Here is a 16,954-nt window from a genome sequence, read left to right as displayed (position 1 = left end):
GGACGCGGTTACCGCTTAATTTTTCGCGCAGTCCCCGTTTCCGCCGCCTTACGGACCTGATCTAGCAATTCGTGAACAGCTGCGGCAGTGCGAAAGTCCGGGGCACGGTTCGTATTATGCAGCAAATCGCTATAAATTTGGGCATAGAGCTGGGCGACGTTGAAAGCCGGTCCCGGTTGTAACGGAGAAGCCGCCGGCCGATCATATTGCGCAGGAACGGGCAATTCCGCGAAGTCTTCTCCCCCTCGCGCTCCTTTCACAATAAAGGTATCGATTTGGAACATAAAGTTCTCTTTGGACAGCAGAGTCAAATCTCCTTCGGTTCCGTTGATTTCTATCGAAAGGCTCCCCTTGTAAGTGTTGCGGATTTGCGCGGTAACGATCGCTCCGTTGGCCGAGATTGCGTTCACGACGACGTGATCCGGCGAGGTCGCTCGAACCGTCTCGCCCGTTTCCACGACTTTGATCCGTTCGGACTGCGTCGCCAGGATGCCGGATACGTCCGAGAATGTCCCCAGAAGGTAAGTCAGCCCGTCCAGCAAATGTCCGGCCGTAATGGTGAACTGGTTTGCCCCGTTCGTTTCGTCCAGCATGTATGTGCGGGATTGTTTGATTTGTTTGGAGCGCGCAGGGAAGAGGGGCAGCGCGTAGTTGCAATGGACAGCCAGCACGTCTCCGACATAGCCGTCGGCCAGAAGATCTTTCACATAAGCAAGAGCCGGGTTCGCCCGCGCCTGCAAGCCGGCAAAATGACGCACTCCCCGTTCCTCCGCCGCCCGCAGCAAACCAGCCGCTTCTTCGGTCGTCCGGCCAAGGGGGAATTCGCAATACACGTGTTTCCCCGCTTGCAAAGCGGTGCGAACGAGCCGGTCGTGCTCGGGCACTTTGACCGCGATCGTAACGAGATCGACGTCGGGATGCGACGCCAGTTCATATGGATCGGTAAAAGCGTGGGGAATGGCAAAACGTTCGGCCGTTTCGCTGGCGCTCGTCTGGCGGGTAGTGCTGACCGCAACTGTTTTGAACCCGGGCAAGGCGTCGAGCGCCGGAAGATGCGCCTGCCCGCCCCACGTTCCATCGGTGCTGGCGCCGATGACGCCCACTCCTATTCTGTCGTCTTTCATGGCGATCACTCTCCCATAGCATGTGTGCATGAAATTGATGCAAGGCGTTTGCCTGCCCGTAGACATACAATATTACAAGTACTAAAATTAAGTAAGTAGGCACTTTAAAGTGCGCTGCGAACCATCAGGTGCGTAGGAGTGGGAACATGGCCAGGCAGACAGCAGCTACACCGGCAATTTCCGTAACGGATTGCGCTTACAGCCGAGTGCTTGAAATCGTGTCCAGCAAGTGGACGGTGCTCATTATTTTTGCTTTGGCGGGCGGGGCTCAAAGGTATGGGGAATTGAGAAGGCGCATTGCGGACATTTCCCAGAAAATGTTGACGCAAACGCTTCGCCAGCTGGAACGGGATGGGCTCATCAAGCGTACCGTTATGCCGGCGGTGCCGCCGATTGTCGAATATGCGTTGACCCCGCTGGGGGAAACGCTGCTTCCGCATATACGGCAGATGAAGCAATGGACGACCGACTACTATCCGCTTGTCGAACAGGCAAGAAAAGAATACGACCGCGAGAACGCGCAAAAATAAGCAAGAAAACGCCGCGGGCACCATCATTCCAAAAGGAAACGCGGAAAATGAACGTTGACGTAAACGGTAAAGTTCATTATACTTAAACCAACATTTACGTTAACGTTAACGTTTCGTGTGCAAGAAATGAGGGGGAAGATGAGCAAGTACAAAATCGAAGAAGTAGCCAAGCAATGCGGGTTAACGAAACGGACGCTTCGGTATTACGAAGAAATCGGGCTGCTGTTTCCGGCCGAGCGGAGCGAAGGCGGATACCGGCTCTATACGGATAAACATATTGAGCGCTTGAAACAAATTATGAGCGCGCGCGACGTGCTCGGATTTTCGTTGCAGGAGATTCAGGAATTCATTTCCATCAGCGAGCAGTTTGACCATCAGCGCCAAATCATCCGAGACATCGTCGACAAACAGGCGAGGCTCGAGAAGTTGTCGGAAGTCGAAGAGACGCTGCTCAAGCAGCTGAGCCTGATCGATCAGAAACTGGAAAAAATGAATGCGATCAGAAGAGATATTTACCAGCTTTTCGATCAAGTCGTCACGGCAAAACAAAAATTACAAACGGATAGGGAGTAAACCAATGTCATCGTCTACCATTTCGCAGCAAAACGTCAGCCTTTTGAAGCAGCCCCGGGCCGTATGGGCTGTTTTTTTCGCGTGCATCATCGCTTTCATGGGACTCGGGCTCGTCGATCCGATACTGCCGGCGATCGCCAAGCAGCTGCACGCTTCGCCAAGCCAAGTTACGCTTTTGTTCACCAGCTATAACGCCGTCATGGCAGTGGCGATGCTCATTACCGGTGCCTTATCGTCGAGGATCGGGATCAAATGGACGCTGCTTGCCGGCATTGTCATCATCGCCTTGTTTTCCGCTCTCGGCGGGTCTTCCAACGGCATTTGGCCGCTCATCGGACTGCGCGGCGGCTGGGGGCTCGGCAACGCGCTGTTCGTGGCGACGGCGTTATCGGCGATCGTATCTCTTTCCGAGGCGGGCACGGCGCAAGCCGTCATTTTGTATGAAGCCGCCATCGGCCTCGGCATCTCGATTGGACCTCTGCTTGGCGGAGAGCTCGGGGCGATTTCCTGGCGCGGGCCGTTCCTGGGGGTTGCGACCTTAATGGTGGTAGCCTTCATCGGTCTCGTGACGTTAATGCCGAATCAGTATGCGGGCCGCGCAGCCAAATCGAAAACGTCGCTGCTGGCCCCGTTCCGCGCCATGAAATACCGCGCACTCGTCGTGTTCGGCATTGCGGCTTGCTTGTACAATTTCGGCTTCTTCACCTTGCTGGCGTACGCGCCGTTCGTCATGGGACTGGATGAGCATGGGCTCGGTTATGTATTTTTGGGATGGGGCATACTACTCGCGATCACGTCCGTGTTTATGGCGCCGAAGCTGCAGCAAAAATTCGGCACCGTGAAATCGATGTGCGCGATGCTGTTCCTGTTCGGCCTCGTGCTGCTGGCTATGGGCATTTGGACGTCGACGCAGTGGGTCGTTATCGCCGCGGTCATTTTTGCCGGAGCCTTGCTCGGGAACAACAATACGCTCATTACGACGGCCGTCATGAACGCCGCTCCCGTCGAACGGTCGACGGCATCCGCCGCTTACAGCTTCCTGCGCTTTCTCGGCGGGCTGTGGCTCCTTTCTTGCCGGCAAGCTGGCGGAATGGTACAATCCGCACGTTCCTTTTATCGTCGGCGCCGGGTTCGTCATTTTGTCGGTGCTGTTTATTTGGGTGAACCAGAAGCACGTGAGCCATGTCGATCAGGCGGAAGCCGCACACTGATTCCGGGAGGGCCAGCATGCAAGCCCATGAAATCATGATCAGTAAAGTGTACAAAGTCAAGGAAAGCGATGCCGTCCGCTCGGTCGTCGAGAAATTTATGGACCATCGCATCAGCGGCCTTCCCGTCGTCAACGACAGAAACGAAATTGTCGGATACGTCAGCGACGGGGACATTATGCGGTATATCGGCAAGCATCAGGATGTCGTCGTCGACTTTCTTTATTATTCCGCCGTGTTCCGGGGAGATGTCGAGGAGTTTGAGGCAAGGGCCAGGAAGCTGCTCGCATTGCCGGTAATGAGCATCGCCAAAAAAAAGGTGATCACCGTTTCCTGGGATGAAGAAATAGAACAAATCGCCGCCATTCTCGGCAAAAAACAGATCAAAAAGCTGCCGGTCGAGCGGGACGGCGTGCTGGTCGGCATCATCAGCCGCGGCGACGTGATCCGCCATGCGTTTAAAACGATATTGTAAACGACAAAAACCACCTCAATCGCCGAGGTGGTTTTGCATTTTTGCAAGAGCAGCCGCTGGCGGCGCTCCGTTAATTAATCGCCATTTGCTAACGCCCCACCCAAAATGCCGCTGCTGTTGCGCCATGCGCACTTGAAGCGGCATTTTCGTGCGTCTACCACTTATAAAAGCCGGGCTTTTTGTCGATTCATGTTCGATTTTTTCTATATACAGAAACAAACAAAGATGATAAACTGGAAACAAACAAAAACAAAAACATACAATCGGTAAAATTCGGAGGTAAATTCATGGTACCTAGTTTATGGGATCCCGCTGCAGCGTCCCGGCTTCAAGACGGGCTGGAGGAGCTGGTGTACCGCTCCAACTTGATCGGATCGGATCGCCGCGTATGCAACTGGGGGGGCGGCAATACGTCGAGCAAGACGATCGTGAAAGATTTCCGCGGCCGCGATATAGAGGTTATGTATGTCAAGGGCAGCGGCTCCGATTTGGCGACGATGAAGGCCGGCAATTTCACCGGTCTGCGGATGGAAGATATTCGTCCTTTGTTCGAGCGGGAGCACATGTCCGACGAAGAGATGGTGGCGTACTTGTCGCACTGCATGATCGACGCGAGGCACCCGCGCGCTTCGATCGAGACGCTACTGCACGCTTTTTTGCCGTTCAAGCATATCGACCATACGCACCCGGACGCCATCATCAGCCTGTGCTGCGCCGATAACGGCAAGCAGATTGCGGAGCAAATTTACGGCGACCGGTTCGTCTGGGTTCCCTACGTCCGTCCCGGCTTCACCTTATCCAAAATGATCGCCGAAGGCGTGCTCGCGAATCCCCGGGCGGAGCTTGTGCTAATGGAGAAGCACGGCCTCGTGACATGGGGGGATACGTCCGAGGCTTGCTACGCCAAAACGATCACCATCATTAACGAGGCGGAGCGCTATATCGAAGCGCGCGTAAGCGAAGCGGGCGCGTTCGGGGGCGCCCAATATGCGCCGCTCGCTCCCGAAGTCCGGCGCCGCATAGTGGCGGAAGTGATGCCGGCGGTGCGCGGCGCAGTCAGCGATGCGAAGCGGATGATGCTGGCGTTCGATGACGAAGCCGATGTGCTGCAGTTCGTCTGCGGCGCGAATTCCGCGCAGCTGTCCCAGATCGGCGCGGCGTGTCCGGACCATCTCGTGCATACGAAGGTCGTGCCGCTGTTCATCGACTGGGAGCCGAGCGCGGACGGCGCGGAGGGGCTCAAGGCGAAGCTGACCGCCGGCATCGCTGCGTACAAAGAGCAGTACAAAGCATACTTCGAGCGCAACCAAAACGAAGGCGACGTTATGTTCGAGGCGGCTCCGCGCGTCATTCTGATCCCGGGCCTGGGGATGATCAATACCGGCAAAAGCCGGGCGATGGCCGAGGTCAGCGGCGCGCTGTACCATCGCGCCATTGCCGTCATGCGCGGGGCGACGGCGCTCGGCAACTTCGTATCGCTCAGCGAGAACGAGGCGTACAACGTGGAATATTGGCCGCTGGAGCTGTATAAATTGACGCTGGCGCCGGCAGAAGCGGAGTTTTCCCGCAAGGTGGCGTTCATCACCGGCGGCGCGGGCGGCATCGGCAGCGAGACGGCGCGCCGGCTTGCGGCGGAAGGCGCGCACGTCGTGCTGGCCGATCTGAATTTGGAAGGCGCGCAGCAGGTGGCGGGCGAGATCAACGCCAAATACGGCGATGGCCGCGCGATCGCCGTCAAGATGGACGTAACGAAAGAAGACGAAGTGGCCGCCGCTTACGCCGAAACGGCTCTCGCCTACGGCGGCGTCGACATTATCGTCAACAATGCGGGTCTGGCCACGTCAAGCCCGTTCGACCAAACGAGCCTGAAAGAATGGAATCTCAACATGAACGTGCTGGGCACCGGCTATTTTCTCGTGGCGCGCGAAGCTTTCCGGCTCATGAAGGAGCAGGCGCTCGGCGGCAGCATGGTGTTCGTCGCTTCGAAAAACTCGGTCTATGCCGGCAAGAACGCGACGGCGTACAGCGCGGCGAAAGCGCTGGAAGCCACCTGGCCCGCTGCATCGCGACGGAAGGCGGGGAGTTCGGCATCCGCGTCAATACGATTTTGCCTGACGCCATTTTGCAGGGCTCCGCTATTTGGAGCTCCAACTGGCGGGGCGAGCGCGCTGCCGCATACGGGATCGAGCCGGATGAGCTGGAGGAATATTACCGGAAGCGGACGACGCTGCTCGTCAACATTTTCCCGAAAGATATCGCGGAAGGGATCGCCTTCTTCGCCTCCTCCCGGTCGGAGAAAACGACGGGCTGCATGCTGACGATCGACGGCGGCGTTCCGGCCGCGTTTACCCGCTAACCCGGACATTGAGCGGAAAGGAGCTGGACGATATGTATACGGCGAAAGGCGCGAAAACATGGTTCATTCCGGACGGCTACATTCCGGAGAAAAGCTCGGGCGAGCTGACGAGCCACGAGTCGGTATGCGTGCTCAACACTTCCGGCGCAGCTGCGCGGCTGCGGTTTACGATCTATTTCGAAGACCGCGATCCGCTTGCCGGCATTGAAGTTGCCGTGCCGGGAAGACGAACGATGCATATCCGCACAAGCTCGCTCGGCCGGGACGGCATGTCGATACCGGTCGGCGTTCCGTACGCCATCGAGGTGGAAAGCGACATTCCCGTCATCGTGCAGTACAGCCGGCTCGATGCGACGCAGAGCGAGAACGCCCTCATGTCAGTCATGGCTTATCCTCTTCATTAATTTTTGGAACGAACGAAAGGATGAATGGCGATGAACGATCGGGCTTACGCGTTATTCGAGGAACAGCAGAAGGCAAGGGGCATCGATGTGGAGCAAGTGAAAGCGCGGCTCAAAGCGCTGCGCATTGAGACGCCGTCGTGGGGATACGGCGATTCCGGCACCCGTTTTAAAGTGTTCAAGAAGGTCGGCGTGCCGCGCAACCCGTACGAGAAATTCGAGGACGCCGCCCAGGTGCACAAGCTGACGGGGCTGTGCCCGTCGGTCGCGATCCACATTCCGTGGGACAAAGTCGAAGATTACGGGAAGCTGCGGACGCACGCCGAAAGCCTCGGGCTGAAGATCGGCGCCGTCAATCCGAACTTGTTCCAGGAAGACGAATACATGCTCGGCAGCGTCACGAACGCCGATCCGGCCGTCCGCCGCAAGGCGACAGGCCATTTGCTGGAGTGCGTCGACATCGCCAAGGAAACCGGGTCGCGCGACTTGAGCCTATGGTTTGCGGACGGCACCAACTATCCGGGCCAAGGGGACATCCGCAAGCGGAAGGCGTGGATGCTGGAGGCGCTCGCCGAAATGTACAAAGCGATGGCGCCGGACATGCGGATGCTGATCGAATACAAGTTTTTCGAGCCGGGATTTTACCATACCGATTTGGCGGATTGGGGCATGGCGTTGGGTTACGCGCTGAAGCTCGGGCCGCAAGCTGAAGTGCTCGTCGACACGGGCCACCATGCGCAAGGAACGAATATCGAGCATATCGTCGCTTACCTGATCGACGAGAAGCGGCTCGGCGGCTTCCATTTCAACAGCCGCAAATATGCGGACGACGATTTGATCGTCGGCTCGGCCAATCCGTACGAGCTGTTCCTGATCTTTTACCAAATTCTGAATGCCGCCGGCGACAGCGATGCGGACATCCGCCGCACGGTGGACAACATCGCCTACATGATCGACCAGTCGCACAATATCGAGCCGAAAATTCCGGCGATGATTCGCTCCGTGCTGAACGTGCAGACGCAATATGCCAAAGCGCTGCTGATCGACCACGCCGAGGTGGAAGCGGCGCAGCGGCGTGGCGACGTGCTCGGCGCCGAGGACGCCGTGCGCAAAGCGTTTGAATTCGATGTGACACCGCTGCTGCACGCGGTGCGCGAAGAGGAGGGGCTACCGCTCGACCCGATGAAGGCGTATTTGGACAGCAGCTACGGCAAAGACATTATGGCCAGAGGCAAGGGCGGTGCCAGCTGGTGACCGTACTGGCCTACGATTTGGGGGCGAGCGGCGGCAAGGCGCTGCTCGGCCGTTTGACTGACCGCGGCATCGAGGTGGAGGAGCTGCACCGCTTTCCGAACGATCCGGTGCAGGTCGGGCAGCGGCTGCATTGGGACATTTTGCGCCTGTATCACGAAATCAAGCAAGGGCTGCTCAAGGCGAAGCTGCGCGGCGCCGTTCCTGAAAGCGTCGCCATCGACTCCTGGGCGGTGGACTTCGGCCTGCTCGGCAATAACGGCGAGCTGCTCGGCAATCCGTACCATTACCGCGACCGGCATACGGAAGGCGCAATGGAGAAGGTGCTGGCCGCCGTGCCGCGCGAGCGCATATTTCAGCGCACGGGCATTCAGTTTTTGCCGTTCAATACGATGTATCAGCTGGCCGCTTTGAAGGAGGCGGGCTCGCCGCTCCTGAAAGAAGCGGCGCGGTTTCTCATGATTCCGGATTTGCTGCGCTATTTTTTGACCGGCGAGACGATGAACGAATTTTCGAACGCGACGACGACGCAGCTGTTTAACCCGACGTTAGGCGACTGGGACGGCGAGCTGCTCGCCGCGCTCGATATTCCGCCGTCGTGGTTCGGGCCTGTCGCCGAGCCTGGCACGCCGGCCGGACAGCTGCTGCCCTCGGTGTGCGCCGAGCTCGGCGTCGGCTCCATCCCCGTCATCGCCGTCGCCGAGCATGACACCGGGTCCGCCGTCGCCGCCGTGCCGGCGCTGGAGCGCTCGTTCGCTTACCTTAGCTGCGGCACGTGGTCGCTGCTCGGCACGGAAATCGAACGCCCCGTCATGAACGAGGAAGCTTTGCGCTGCAATTTCACGAACGAAGGCGGCATCGGGCGTACGTTTCGGCTGCTGAAAAACATAATGGGCCTGTGGATTTTGCAGGAGCTGCGGCGCGAATGGGAGAAAGAGGGACAGAGCCGCTCGTTTTCCGAGCTCGCGCTGCTGGCCGCCGGGGCTCCGCCGTTTCGCGCCTGGATCGACCCCGACGACGCGCTGTTCCTGCCTGCCGGCGACATGCTGCCGCGCATTCGCCAGTACTGCCTCCGGACAGGGCAGCATGCACCGGAAGACGCGGGCGAAGCCGTCCGTTGCATTTTGGAAAGTTTGGCGTTAAAGTACCGGTATGTGCTGGAAATGACTGAGCGGCTTGCCGGCCGGCAGTTTTCCGGCTTGCATATGGTAGGGGGCGGCATCCATAACACGCTGCTTTGCCGCTGGACGGCAAGCGCGATCGGCAAACCGGTGTGGGCCGGTCCTGCGGAAGGAAGCGCGGTCGGCAATTTGGCGGTGCAGTGGATCGCGCGAGGGGCGTTCCCGGACATATGGGAAGCGCGCAAAGCGATACGCGAATCGTTCCCGGTCGCGGTCTACGAGCCGGAAGAGCGGGATGCCTGGGAAGAAGCTTACGGGAAGTTCATAGCGGTAACGGGACTTGCCGAATAACGATTGGAGAGAATTCGTATGCTGGTTGCCGAACGATATGAAAAAATTGTGCAATTGGTCAACGAGAGGGGCAGCATTCGGGTGTCCGAGCTGAGCGAGCTGTGCCAGGTGACGGAGGAGACGATCCGCCGCGATCTGGACCGGCTCGAGTCCGAAGGGCGGCTGCGCCGCTCGCACGGCGGGGCCGTCAGCATCAAGGAGCAGCAGCCCGAGATTCCTTACTTCGAGCGGGAAGTGACGAACGCCGAAGAGAAGAAGCGGATTGCCCAGGAAGCCGTGAAGCGGATTCAGCCTAACGACAGAGTGCTGCTGGACGCTAGCTCGACGGCATGGTACATGGCTTCGTATTTGCCCGACATTCCGCTTACCGTGCTGACCAATTCGATTAAAGTCGCAACGGAGCTGAGCAGCAAAGAGAAGATCATTGTCATTTCCACGGGCGGGCAGCTCGCCCGAAGATCGCTGTCGTACGTCGGGCCGCTGGCGGAACGTTCGCTGGATGCGTACCATGTCGACAAATTGTTTTTATCGTGCAAAGGCGTCCATCTGGAGCGCGGCATCAGCGAATCGAACGAATTGCAGGCGCTCGTGAAGAAAAAAATGATCGACATCGCCGATCAAGTGGTGCTGCTGGCCGATTCGAGCAAATTCGGGGTGAGAGCGTTCACGCAAGTGGCGGAGCTCGCCGAAGTGGACGCCATCATTTCCGACCAGCGGCTCGGCCGGGACACGGTTGCGCAGCTGCAAGAACGCGGATTTTCCGTAACGACGGTTTAACAGCGAAAAGGGCAAGCGGGCGCAATCGCTGCGCACGCTTGCCTTTTTTTTTTACCGATAAGGAATGTTTAAGTTCTCAAAAATTCTGGGAAGTTTTGCTTAACTTTATAGAATTTATATGCTGTCGGGGGTGAACGGGGCTTTCGCCCCGCATTTGATTCCCGCAATAAGTGTCCAGCTTGAAAAGTTTGCGATCGCTTTTGCAGGATTATGATTTGGGGAAACCAACGGTAACCCGCCGGTACAATCCGAGAGACGGTTTGTTTAACCGATTCGGAAGGCGCAGATTGCGTTAGTTGTAGTTTAGAGCATGCCATACAATGAGTGGGAGCGATGCCATCGAGACTTAACTGGAAATCCTCCTGTTCACGTTGCTGTTTGAAATGGGATTATTCAATGAAATGGAAAAGCTACTGCTAATTTCAACGAACTCCTCCGATATAGGGGCAGACAGCCGATTTTGCGGGAAGTTTTCCCGCTAACCCCCCTTTAATTCGAGATTTTGGTCGAATTAGCGTGAGGATTTCCTGCAACAACATTCGGTCAGGCGACTGAGGCTGCACCCGCTAAGCAACTATGGTTTTCAACAGGGCGGAGCGTAAGGGTTCGGGGGGGGGGGGGCCGAATGGGGCCCATCCACGATAACGTGCGATTCTGCAAACGGAAACGAGAGTTGAATGAATTGAAACGGGAGCTGCGGCGGCAACTCCCGTTATATTTGCCGTTGAGTCAAAATTATACTTCAAATCTCATTCCGGTAGGCAGGGCGGCGGAAAGAACCGGTTCGCTATGCAGCGACATACGAGACGCTGTTAGACGCCAATTTGACCGAATGGGCAAACAAGGACCTATTGTTCCCTACATAGCGACGAAATTTCCTACGGAGCGACCTTCGAGACGCTGAAGGCCGTTATTTTCATTTCGGCTCAAAATCAAAGTCAGTGAAGTCTCTGTTTAGCGAAACTCGTGCTCTATTTACTCCATAAAGCAATGTCTGTTCGGATCCAGGCCGAATCCGGGGCGTTTTCGTTCGGCTTCCGTCCAACTATCGGCATGTTCCCCTCAATACAAACCCCAAAAGTCACCACACCAACACCTCGCGCCAAACCTCCGTAATGATCGCGAGCACCCGTAGCCGTCTGCCGTCTGTTTCGCTTGCCATGGAATATCCGCCGGTTCGGTTCGATCATTCAAGGTCAGTGTAGACAGAGACCAGCATTAGCAAAAAATCGTCCAAGCAAGCCGGTGATGTTGCGGCAATGTCACGCATAGGCCCGGCGACATAGCTATATACTGACTTCAGGTATTGATACCGGATCAGCCGCGAAAGCGCTGCTTGCTAGAGCTTTATTTTCCAAGCGCTAGGAGAACGTCTCCAGCGCGATTTGGACGAACAATTGAACGGCGGGCGACGCTTCCTTGAACGAAGGGCAAGCAAGGCCGAAATGCCGCCACAGCGGCGGATCCAGCTCCCGAACGTGCACGCCAGGCAGCTCGCCCGGAAGCGCCAGCTCGGCGACGATGGAGAGGCCCAGCCCTTCTTCGATCATTTTGAGCAGCGTGCTCGTGTTCTGCACTTGAAATTCGGTCCGCGGCTTGATGCTCGCCTGCTCGAACAATTCGAGGAGGGGGGCTTCGTACCCGGTGGAAATAATGAATTTCTCGCCATCCAGCTTCGGGAGCGGAATGCGCGGCAATTGGCGGAGCGGGTGATCATGCGGCAGCACGACAACCATCCGGTCTTTGGCGAGCGGAATCACTTCCAGCCGTTTGTTGGGGAAGGTGACGAAGCCGACGTCCGCTTCCCGCGACAAGAGCCGCTGCTCGACTTCCTGATACGTCCCTTCCAGCAAAACCATCTCGATGTTCGGGTGTTTGCGCCGGAACGCGCCGATAATTTTGGGCAAAAAATGGGCGGAAGCGCTCGGGAAGCTGCCGATGCGCACCGTACCGGTTTCCAGCCCTCGCTCCGCGGCAACGTCCTGCTCGATCTTGTCGATCAGGCCGACGATCCCCCGCGCGTGAACGAGGATGCGCTGGCCCACAGCGGAGAGCGCCAGTCCTTTACGGCGATCGCGCATGAGCAGAACTACGCCGAGCTCCGCTTCCAAGCTGGAAATCGCGTGGCTGACGGCGGGCTGCGTCATATTGAGCGCTTGTCCGGCTTTGGTGAAGCTGCCCAGCTCTGCGACTTTTACAAATACAATTAACTGCGTGATTGTCATAGTCAAATTATAACCTTTTACTTATGATATGCATTACAAACATTCATTTTATTTATGCTATGACGTAGTTTATCATAAGGAGATATAGGCAAGCAATGACAGAGAGAGACATCGCAAGGAGAGAGACATGTTGGGCAAATCTTCGATTTGGACGAAAGATTTTATCGCGATATGCTTGAGCAGCTTTTTTTTGTTTATGAATTTTTATACGTTGGCCACGACGTTGCCGGTATTCGTTATCGACCATTTTCACGGAAGCCAGCAGCAAATCGGCCTGGTGCTTACGGTATACGTCATCGCGGCGGTGCTGCTGCGTCCGCTCGCAGGCCGATGGGCCGACCGTTTCGGGAAAAAGAAAATCGCCGTCGTCTCGCTCGCGCTTTTTTTGGCTTGCACGGTTATGTATTTCGGCGCTCGCAGCCTACCGCTGCTGCTCGTGCTCCGCACGCTGCACGGCGGCAGCTACGGCATGGCGTCGACGGCGGCGGGGGCGGTTGCCGCGGACCTCGTTCCCGCCAGCCGCAAAGGCGAAGGCATCGGATATTACAGCATGTTCATGAGCTTGGCGATGGTCGTCGGTCCGTTCGTCGGCCTTACCGTGACGGCGCATTCCAGCTTTACGGTGCTGTTCGCGATGTGCTGCGCGTTCTCGCTCCTGTCGCTGCTGTGCGGCGCGTGGATGCGGCAGCCCCGCGGCGAGCCTGCCGTCAAGCAAAGCGACGCAGGCGCTGGCGGGCTGCGGCTCGGCAATTTGATCGAACCGGGGGCGCTGCCTGTATCGCTGGCCGGTTTGGTGCTGGCTTTCTCCTACAGCTCGCTGACCGCGTTTATTTCCGTCTATGCGAAGGAGCTTGGGTTCGAGCATGCGGCGAGCTATTTCTTTATTTGCTTTGCGGCGATGATCGTGCTGCCGCGGCCTTTTATCGGCAAAATCTTCGATAAATTCGGCGAGCATGTGCTCGTTTACCCGGGCGTTCTGCTGTTTATCGCCGGCATGATGCTGCTCAGCCACGCTCATAGCGCAGCCTTGTTTTTATGCTCCGGAGCCGTTATCGGCTTAGGCCACGGAGCGATCATTCCGTGTTTTCAGACGCTGGCGGTCAAAGCTTCGCCCAGTCATCGCAGCGGGCTGGCGACAGGAACGTTCTTCCTCCTGTTCGATCTCGGATACGGGCTTGGCTGTTATGTGCTGGGTGTTGTCGCCGAGCATACCCATTATCATACGATGTATACGATCTCCGGCGCATTGGCGTTTTTTACGGCAATTATCTACTATATTCTCCATCATCGGAAGCAAATTGCGCCGCCGGCTTTGCCAAAACGTTCCGTCATGAACCGCTGAAACCGCGGAAAACCGCCTATATCGTACAAAATGCCGCGCCGGGCCGCATACCCCGGCGCGGCATTTGTTCGACATTTTAGCTGCAAACGCTTACAATAATGCGTCTTATAACCTATACCGTTTTGCATCGGTCAGGCTTATAATAAATTTACAGAAGTTATTAGTCTATCCAAGAAAATGGCAAACCCGCCGAAAGGCGGCGACGCAAAGCTACAGGGGCTAAGGGAAACTATGCCAGCCAGCTGCCGAATTAGGGTGGACTTTTTATGTTTGCAACAGACCTGCATGAGGCCCACCCCGTCCGTCCCTTTGTGAAAGGAAGGAGGGAGATAAGGTGAAAGCGCAAGAATTGATCAGGTTACTGCTGCAATTTGGAAGCTTCCTTTTGGCGTTATTAACTTTTATCGCTTTGCTCGTTGCGAAACTCCACTGAATGTTCCGCGCGCCGCCGCCTTACGGTCTGAAGCGGCATTTCTAGCGCGGGACGGTCTGGCAAACCCGATAGCCAATGTAGGTGAAAGAGTGCCGGCGGCACTCTTTTTTTTGCGGCCGAAAAGAAATGTTGAAGTTCTCTGAAGCGATTAAGCGGTGAGAAGAGCATTGCTTGCGGCATGAAAGCTTCCGCTAGCGCGGAGTCATGCTTCGCGGGAGGGGGCTTCGTTCCGGAATTGCGCAGACACAATGTGCAAAACAATATTGGCGAGTATATATTATTGTGGTATAATAATAAACTTGAATTTTGACAATTGAAGAGCGTGTGATACATATGTGCTAAGAGCGAGCGTGAAACTACGCCAAGCTCAAGGAGGGTTCATGGAAACTTTACCGTGCCAAGGGTGCAGAGGATTGTGCTGCGGCCCTGTCCCTGTCACCGAGCAGGAATTGAAGCAAATCAGGAAAAAAATCAAATCGATGCCGGCCAAGCAGCGCCTGGAGCTGCAGCATCAGGACCGATTTTACGGCACCTGCATTTTTTATGACGTCAATCACGACCGCTGCGGCATTTATTCGGTCAGGCCCCGAATATGCCGCGACTTCGGCTACTACAAAAAGCTCGTCTGCTTCCGCAAGCCGGAGCTGGCGACGCGGGATCATTGGAGCAACACGGACAAGCCGGTCGCGATCTTATCCTCGGACATTACATGGCGCGATTTTCAATAATGTTGCAATCCTCTCATACAAAAGGACATGAAGGCAGCGGTGCGCGCCTCCATGTCCTTTTTGCATGATTGCTATGGGCCAGTTTGCCCCATCACATAGCGGTATGTTTCTTTCAGCCCGCAGTACAGGTCGTAATGGGGCTGCCATGCCAGAACAGAGCCCGCTTTCGCCTTGCTCAGACAGCTATGTTTAATGTCTCCCGGCCGCTCCTGCCTGTATTCGACGGCAAGCTCGGCACCGTGAATGTCGCGAAGCTTGGCGACGAGCTCGTCAATCGATGTAGGGACAGCGGTTCCTACTTGCACGATTTGCCCGTCGCCCCGCTTGGCCGCCGCCACGTTCGCCCGGACGACATCTTTTACATACACAAAATCGCGCGTTTGGTTGCCGTCCCCGTACACGATCAGGGGCAGTCCCTTCCCGATCCGATCCAGGAAGATGGCGACCACTCCGCCTTCCCCTTTCGGCGTTTGCCTTGGGCCGTAGACGTTGGCATACCTGAGAATCGTGTACCCGAGGCCGTACAGCCGGTGAAACAGTCTGATATACGATTCGGGCGTCAGCTTGGAGATGCCGTAAAACGAAATCGGCTCCGTCCTGTGATGCTCCTCGATGAGTGCTTCTTGCAAATCTCCGTAGACGGCGCACGACGAGGCGTAGACGATTTTGTTCACTGCCGCCTGCGCGCAAGCTTGCAACATGTTTGCCGTACCGGCGATGTTGATAGAAGCGTCGAAGTCAGGATCGCGGACGGAACGCTGCACGTCGACTTGGGCGGCCTGGTGGAAGACGATGTCGGGCCGTATGCTGACGATAAGCTGCCTCGCTTCTTCGCTGCGGATATCGAGGTTGTGCATCGTGACGCTGGCCGGCACGTAATCCGGTCTGCCCGTCGACAAGTTGTCGATGACGTGCACCGTCATGCCTTCCGCTGCCAGAGCTTCCGCCAGATGAGAGCCGATAAATCCGGCGCCGCCGGTAACGACCGCCTTCATTGCCCGTTCCCCGCCTTCGTCTGCTGCTCCCGGTACCATGCAATCGTCAGCCGCAGCCCTTCGTCAAGGCTTACCGACGGGTCGTAACCCAGAATGCGTCTGGAGCGGGAAAGGTCGGGAATGCGTGCGGGCATATCTTCATAGCCGGTACCGTAAGCTTTCTCGTACGGGACGAACTCGACGGGCGACGACGATCCGGCAAGCTCGCGGATTTTGTGGGCCAACTCGAGAATGGCGATGGGGCGCTCGGAACCGATGTTGAACGCCAGCCCGTTCGCTGCGGCGTCCATCGCCGCCACCGTGCCGGCAACCGTATCGCTGACGTAAGTAAAGCAGCGGGTATGGCTGCCGGAGCCATAGACGCGAATCGGCTCGTTCGCGAGCGCCGCCATAATAAAGCGCGGCACGACGCCGCCGTATTGCGAAGACGTTTGCCTCGGGCCGTAAGCGTTGAAGTACCGCACCACCGTGACCGGAAGCCCCTTGTCGGAATAGGCGAAGCACATATGCTCGTCGATCGCTTTGGCCGTCGCGTAGCACCAGCGGTGCACCGACGGTGCGCCGAGCACCCGATCCGAGTCTTCGCGGAATGGCAGCTTGTCGTTTTTGCCATATACTTCGGAAGTGGAAGCGAAGACGACTTTCGTTTTATGCTCATAGGCCAATTCGAGAACGTTGCGCGTTCCGTCGATGTTGCCTTCGATCACTTTGAGCGGATTCTCGACCGTATTTTTGACGCCGAGCACGGCGGCCAAATGAAAGACGGCGTCGCAGCCGGCCATCAGTTGCCGCAGCAGCGCCTTGTCCGTTACGGAACCGCGGACCATTGCGAATTGGCCGCTTTCCGCCGCTTTCGCCAGGAATCCGGGTGGCCTGCGGACATATCGTCCAATGCCGTTACGCGATGACCCAAAGCGATAAGGCGCTCGGCAAGGTGGGAACCGATAAAGCCGGCTCCGCCAGTAATGAGAATGTTCATACGATACCACCTTACAACGGTAATGGTTTTGGCGATAAAACCTTCCGCTAAACTCGTTCGTTCTTCTTCGAGAATACTCCGGTCA

15 protein-coding genes, 2 pseudogenes and 1 riboswitch are annotated in these 16,954 nt (G+C 56.9%); of the genes and pseudogenes, 12 read left to right on the top strand and 5 right to left on the bottom strand.

Annotated elements, in window-relative coordinates; genetic code table 11:
* Positions 1-8: 8 nt before the first annotated feature.
* Complete coding sequence (locus SD70_RS05720) at positions 9-1,124, bottom strand: Gfo/Idh/MocA family protein (RefSeq protein WP_041046468.1); 1,116 nt, start codon at positions 1,122-1,124, stop codon at positions 9-11.
* 146 nt (positions 1,125-1,270) lie between these two features.
* On the opposite strand from SD70_RS05720, the gene SD70_RS05715 reads away from it, so the two are divergent.
* The 9 genes and pseudogenes from SD70_RS05715 to SD70_RS05675 all read left to right on the top strand — a co-directional run bounded on the left by SD70_RS05715 (position 1,271) and on the right by SD70_RS05675 (position 10,167).
* Complete coding sequence (locus tag SD70_RS05715) at positions 1,271-1,654, top strand: winged helix-turn-helix transcriptional regulator (RefSeq protein ID WP_041046466.1); 384 nt, start codon at positions 1,271-1,273, stop codon at positions 1,652-1,654.
* Between the two features lie 138 nt (positions 1,655-1,792).
* Positions 1,793-2,227, top strand: a complete 435-nt coding sequence (locus tag SD70_RS05710; protein ID WP_041046464.1) for a MerR family transcriptional regulator — start codon at positions 1,793-1,795, stop codon at positions 2,225-2,227.
* Positions 2,228-2,231: 4 nt separating this feature from the next.
* Positions 2,232-3,438: pseudogene (locus SD70_RS05705) on the top strand (MFS transporter).
* A gap of 16 nt (positions 3,439-3,454) precedes the next feature.
* Positions 3,455-3,910: a CBS domain-containing protein gene (locus SD70_RS05700; protein WP_041046462.1), complete on the top strand. Its 456-nt coding sequence runs from the start codon at positions 3,455-3,457 to the stop codon at positions 3,908-3,910.
* 287 nt (positions 3,911-4,197) lie between these two features.
* Positions 4,198-6,266, top strand: a pseudogene (locus tag SD70_RS05695) (bifunctional aldolase/short-chain dehydrogenase).
* A 32-nt stretch (positions 6,267-6,298) separates the two neighbouring features.
* Positions 6,299-6,670, top strand: a complete 372-nt coding sequence (locus SD70_RS05690) for a sensory rhodopsin transducer (protein WP_041046460.1) — start codon at positions 6,299-6,301, stop codon at positions 6,668-6,670.
* A gap of 30 nt (positions 6,671-6,700) precedes the next feature.
* Complete coding sequence (gene rhaI, locus SD70_RS05685) at positions 6,701-7,921, top strand: L-rhamnose isomerase (protein ID WP_041046458.1); 1,221 nt, start codon at positions 6,701-6,703, stop codon at positions 7,919-7,921.
* Positions 7,918-9,390 (top strand): rhamnulokinase, encoded by a 1,473-nt coding sequence (locus tag SD70_RS05680; protein ID WP_041046456.1) that lies wholly within the window; start codon positions 7,918-7,920, stop codon positions 9,388-9,390. Before rhaI ends, SD70_RS05680 begins: the two co-directional genes overlap by 4 nt.
* 18 nt (positions 9,391-9,408) lie before the next feature.
* Positions 9,409-10,167 (top strand): DeoR/GlpR family DNA-binding transcription regulator, encoded by a 759-nt coding sequence (locus tag SD70_RS05675; protein WP_041046454.1) that lies wholly within the window; start codon positions 9,409-9,411, stop codon positions 10,165-10,167.
* 1,361 nt (positions 10,168-11,528) lie between these two features.
* Here SD70_RS05675 and SD70_RS05670 read toward each other — a convergent pair.
* The gene (locus SD70_RS05670) at positions 11,529-12,392 is read right to left on the bottom strand and encodes a LysR family transcriptional regulator (protein WP_041046452.1); all 864 of its coding nucleotides are present in this window, start codon (positions 12,390-12,392) and stop codon (positions 11,529-11,531) included.
* A 130-nt stretch (positions 12,393-12,522) separates the two neighbouring features.
* Between SD70_RS05670 and SD70_RS05665 the strand changes: the two genes are divergently transcribed.
* The 3 genes from SD70_RS05665 (at position 12,523) to SD70_RS05660 (ending at position 14,895) form a co-directional block, all read left to right on the top strand.
* Positions 12,523-13,734, top strand: a complete 1,212-nt coding sequence (locus SD70_RS05665; protein WP_394297941.1) for an MFS transporter — start codon at positions 12,523-12,525, stop codon at positions 13,732-13,734.
* A gap of 169 nt (positions 13,735-13,903) precedes the next feature.
* Positions 13,904-13,984, top strand: a riboswitch (cyclic di-GMP riboswitch).
* Between the two features lie 84 nt (positions 13,985-14,068).
* Positions 14,069-14,167: a putative holin-like toxin gene (locus tag SD70_RS35810; protein ID WP_156157901.1), complete on the top strand. Its 99-nt coding sequence runs from the start codon at positions 14,069-14,071 to the stop codon at positions 14,165-14,167.
* Between the two features lie 380 nt (positions 14,168-14,547).
* Positions 14,548-14,895: a YkgJ family cysteine cluster protein gene (locus tag SD70_RS05660; RefSeq protein ID WP_041046450.1), complete on the top strand. Its 348-nt coding sequence runs from the start codon at positions 14,548-14,550 to the stop codon at positions 14,893-14,895.
* Between the two features lie 71 nt (positions 14,896-14,966).
* Here SD70_RS05660 and SD70_RS05655 read toward each other — a convergent pair whose 3' ends face one another.
* Genes SD70_RS05655 through SD70_RS39700 form a run of 3 tightly spaced genes read right to left on the bottom strand, consistent with a single transcriptional unit; the run spans position 14,967 to position 16,869 of the window.
* A complete protein-coding gene (locus SD70_RS05655; protein WP_041046448.1) occupies positions 14,967-15,890 on the bottom strand; it encodes an NAD-dependent epimerase/dehydratase family protein in 924 nt (307 codons plus the stop codon).
* Positions 15,887-16,717 (bottom strand): NAD-dependent epimerase/dehydratase family protein, encoded by an 831-nt coding sequence (locus tag SD70_RS05650; RefSeq protein ID WP_156157900.1) that lies wholly within the window; start codon positions 16,715-16,717, stop codon positions 15,887-15,889. The genes SD70_RS05655 and SD70_RS05650 overlap by 4 nt, the downstream gene beginning before the upstream one ends.
* Complete coding sequence (locus SD70_RS39700) at positions 16,699-16,869, bottom strand: NAD-dependent epimerase/dehydratase family protein (protein ID WP_156157899.1); 171 nt, start codon at positions 16,867-16,869, stop codon at positions 16,699-16,701. The genes SD70_RS05650 and SD70_RS39700 overlap by 19 nt, the downstream gene beginning before the upstream one ends.
* Between the last annotated feature and the right edge of the window lie 85 nt (positions 16,870-16,954).

This window comes from Gordoniibacillus kamchatkensis, assembly GCF_000829455.1.
Classification (GTDB): domain Bacteria; phylum Bacillota; class Bacilli; order Paenibacillales; family NBRC-103111; genus Gordoniibacillus; species Gordoniibacillus kamchatkensis.
The sequence above is the reverse complement of the archived record's forward strand: the minus strand, read 5'-3'. Positions and strand labels throughout refer to the sequence as shown.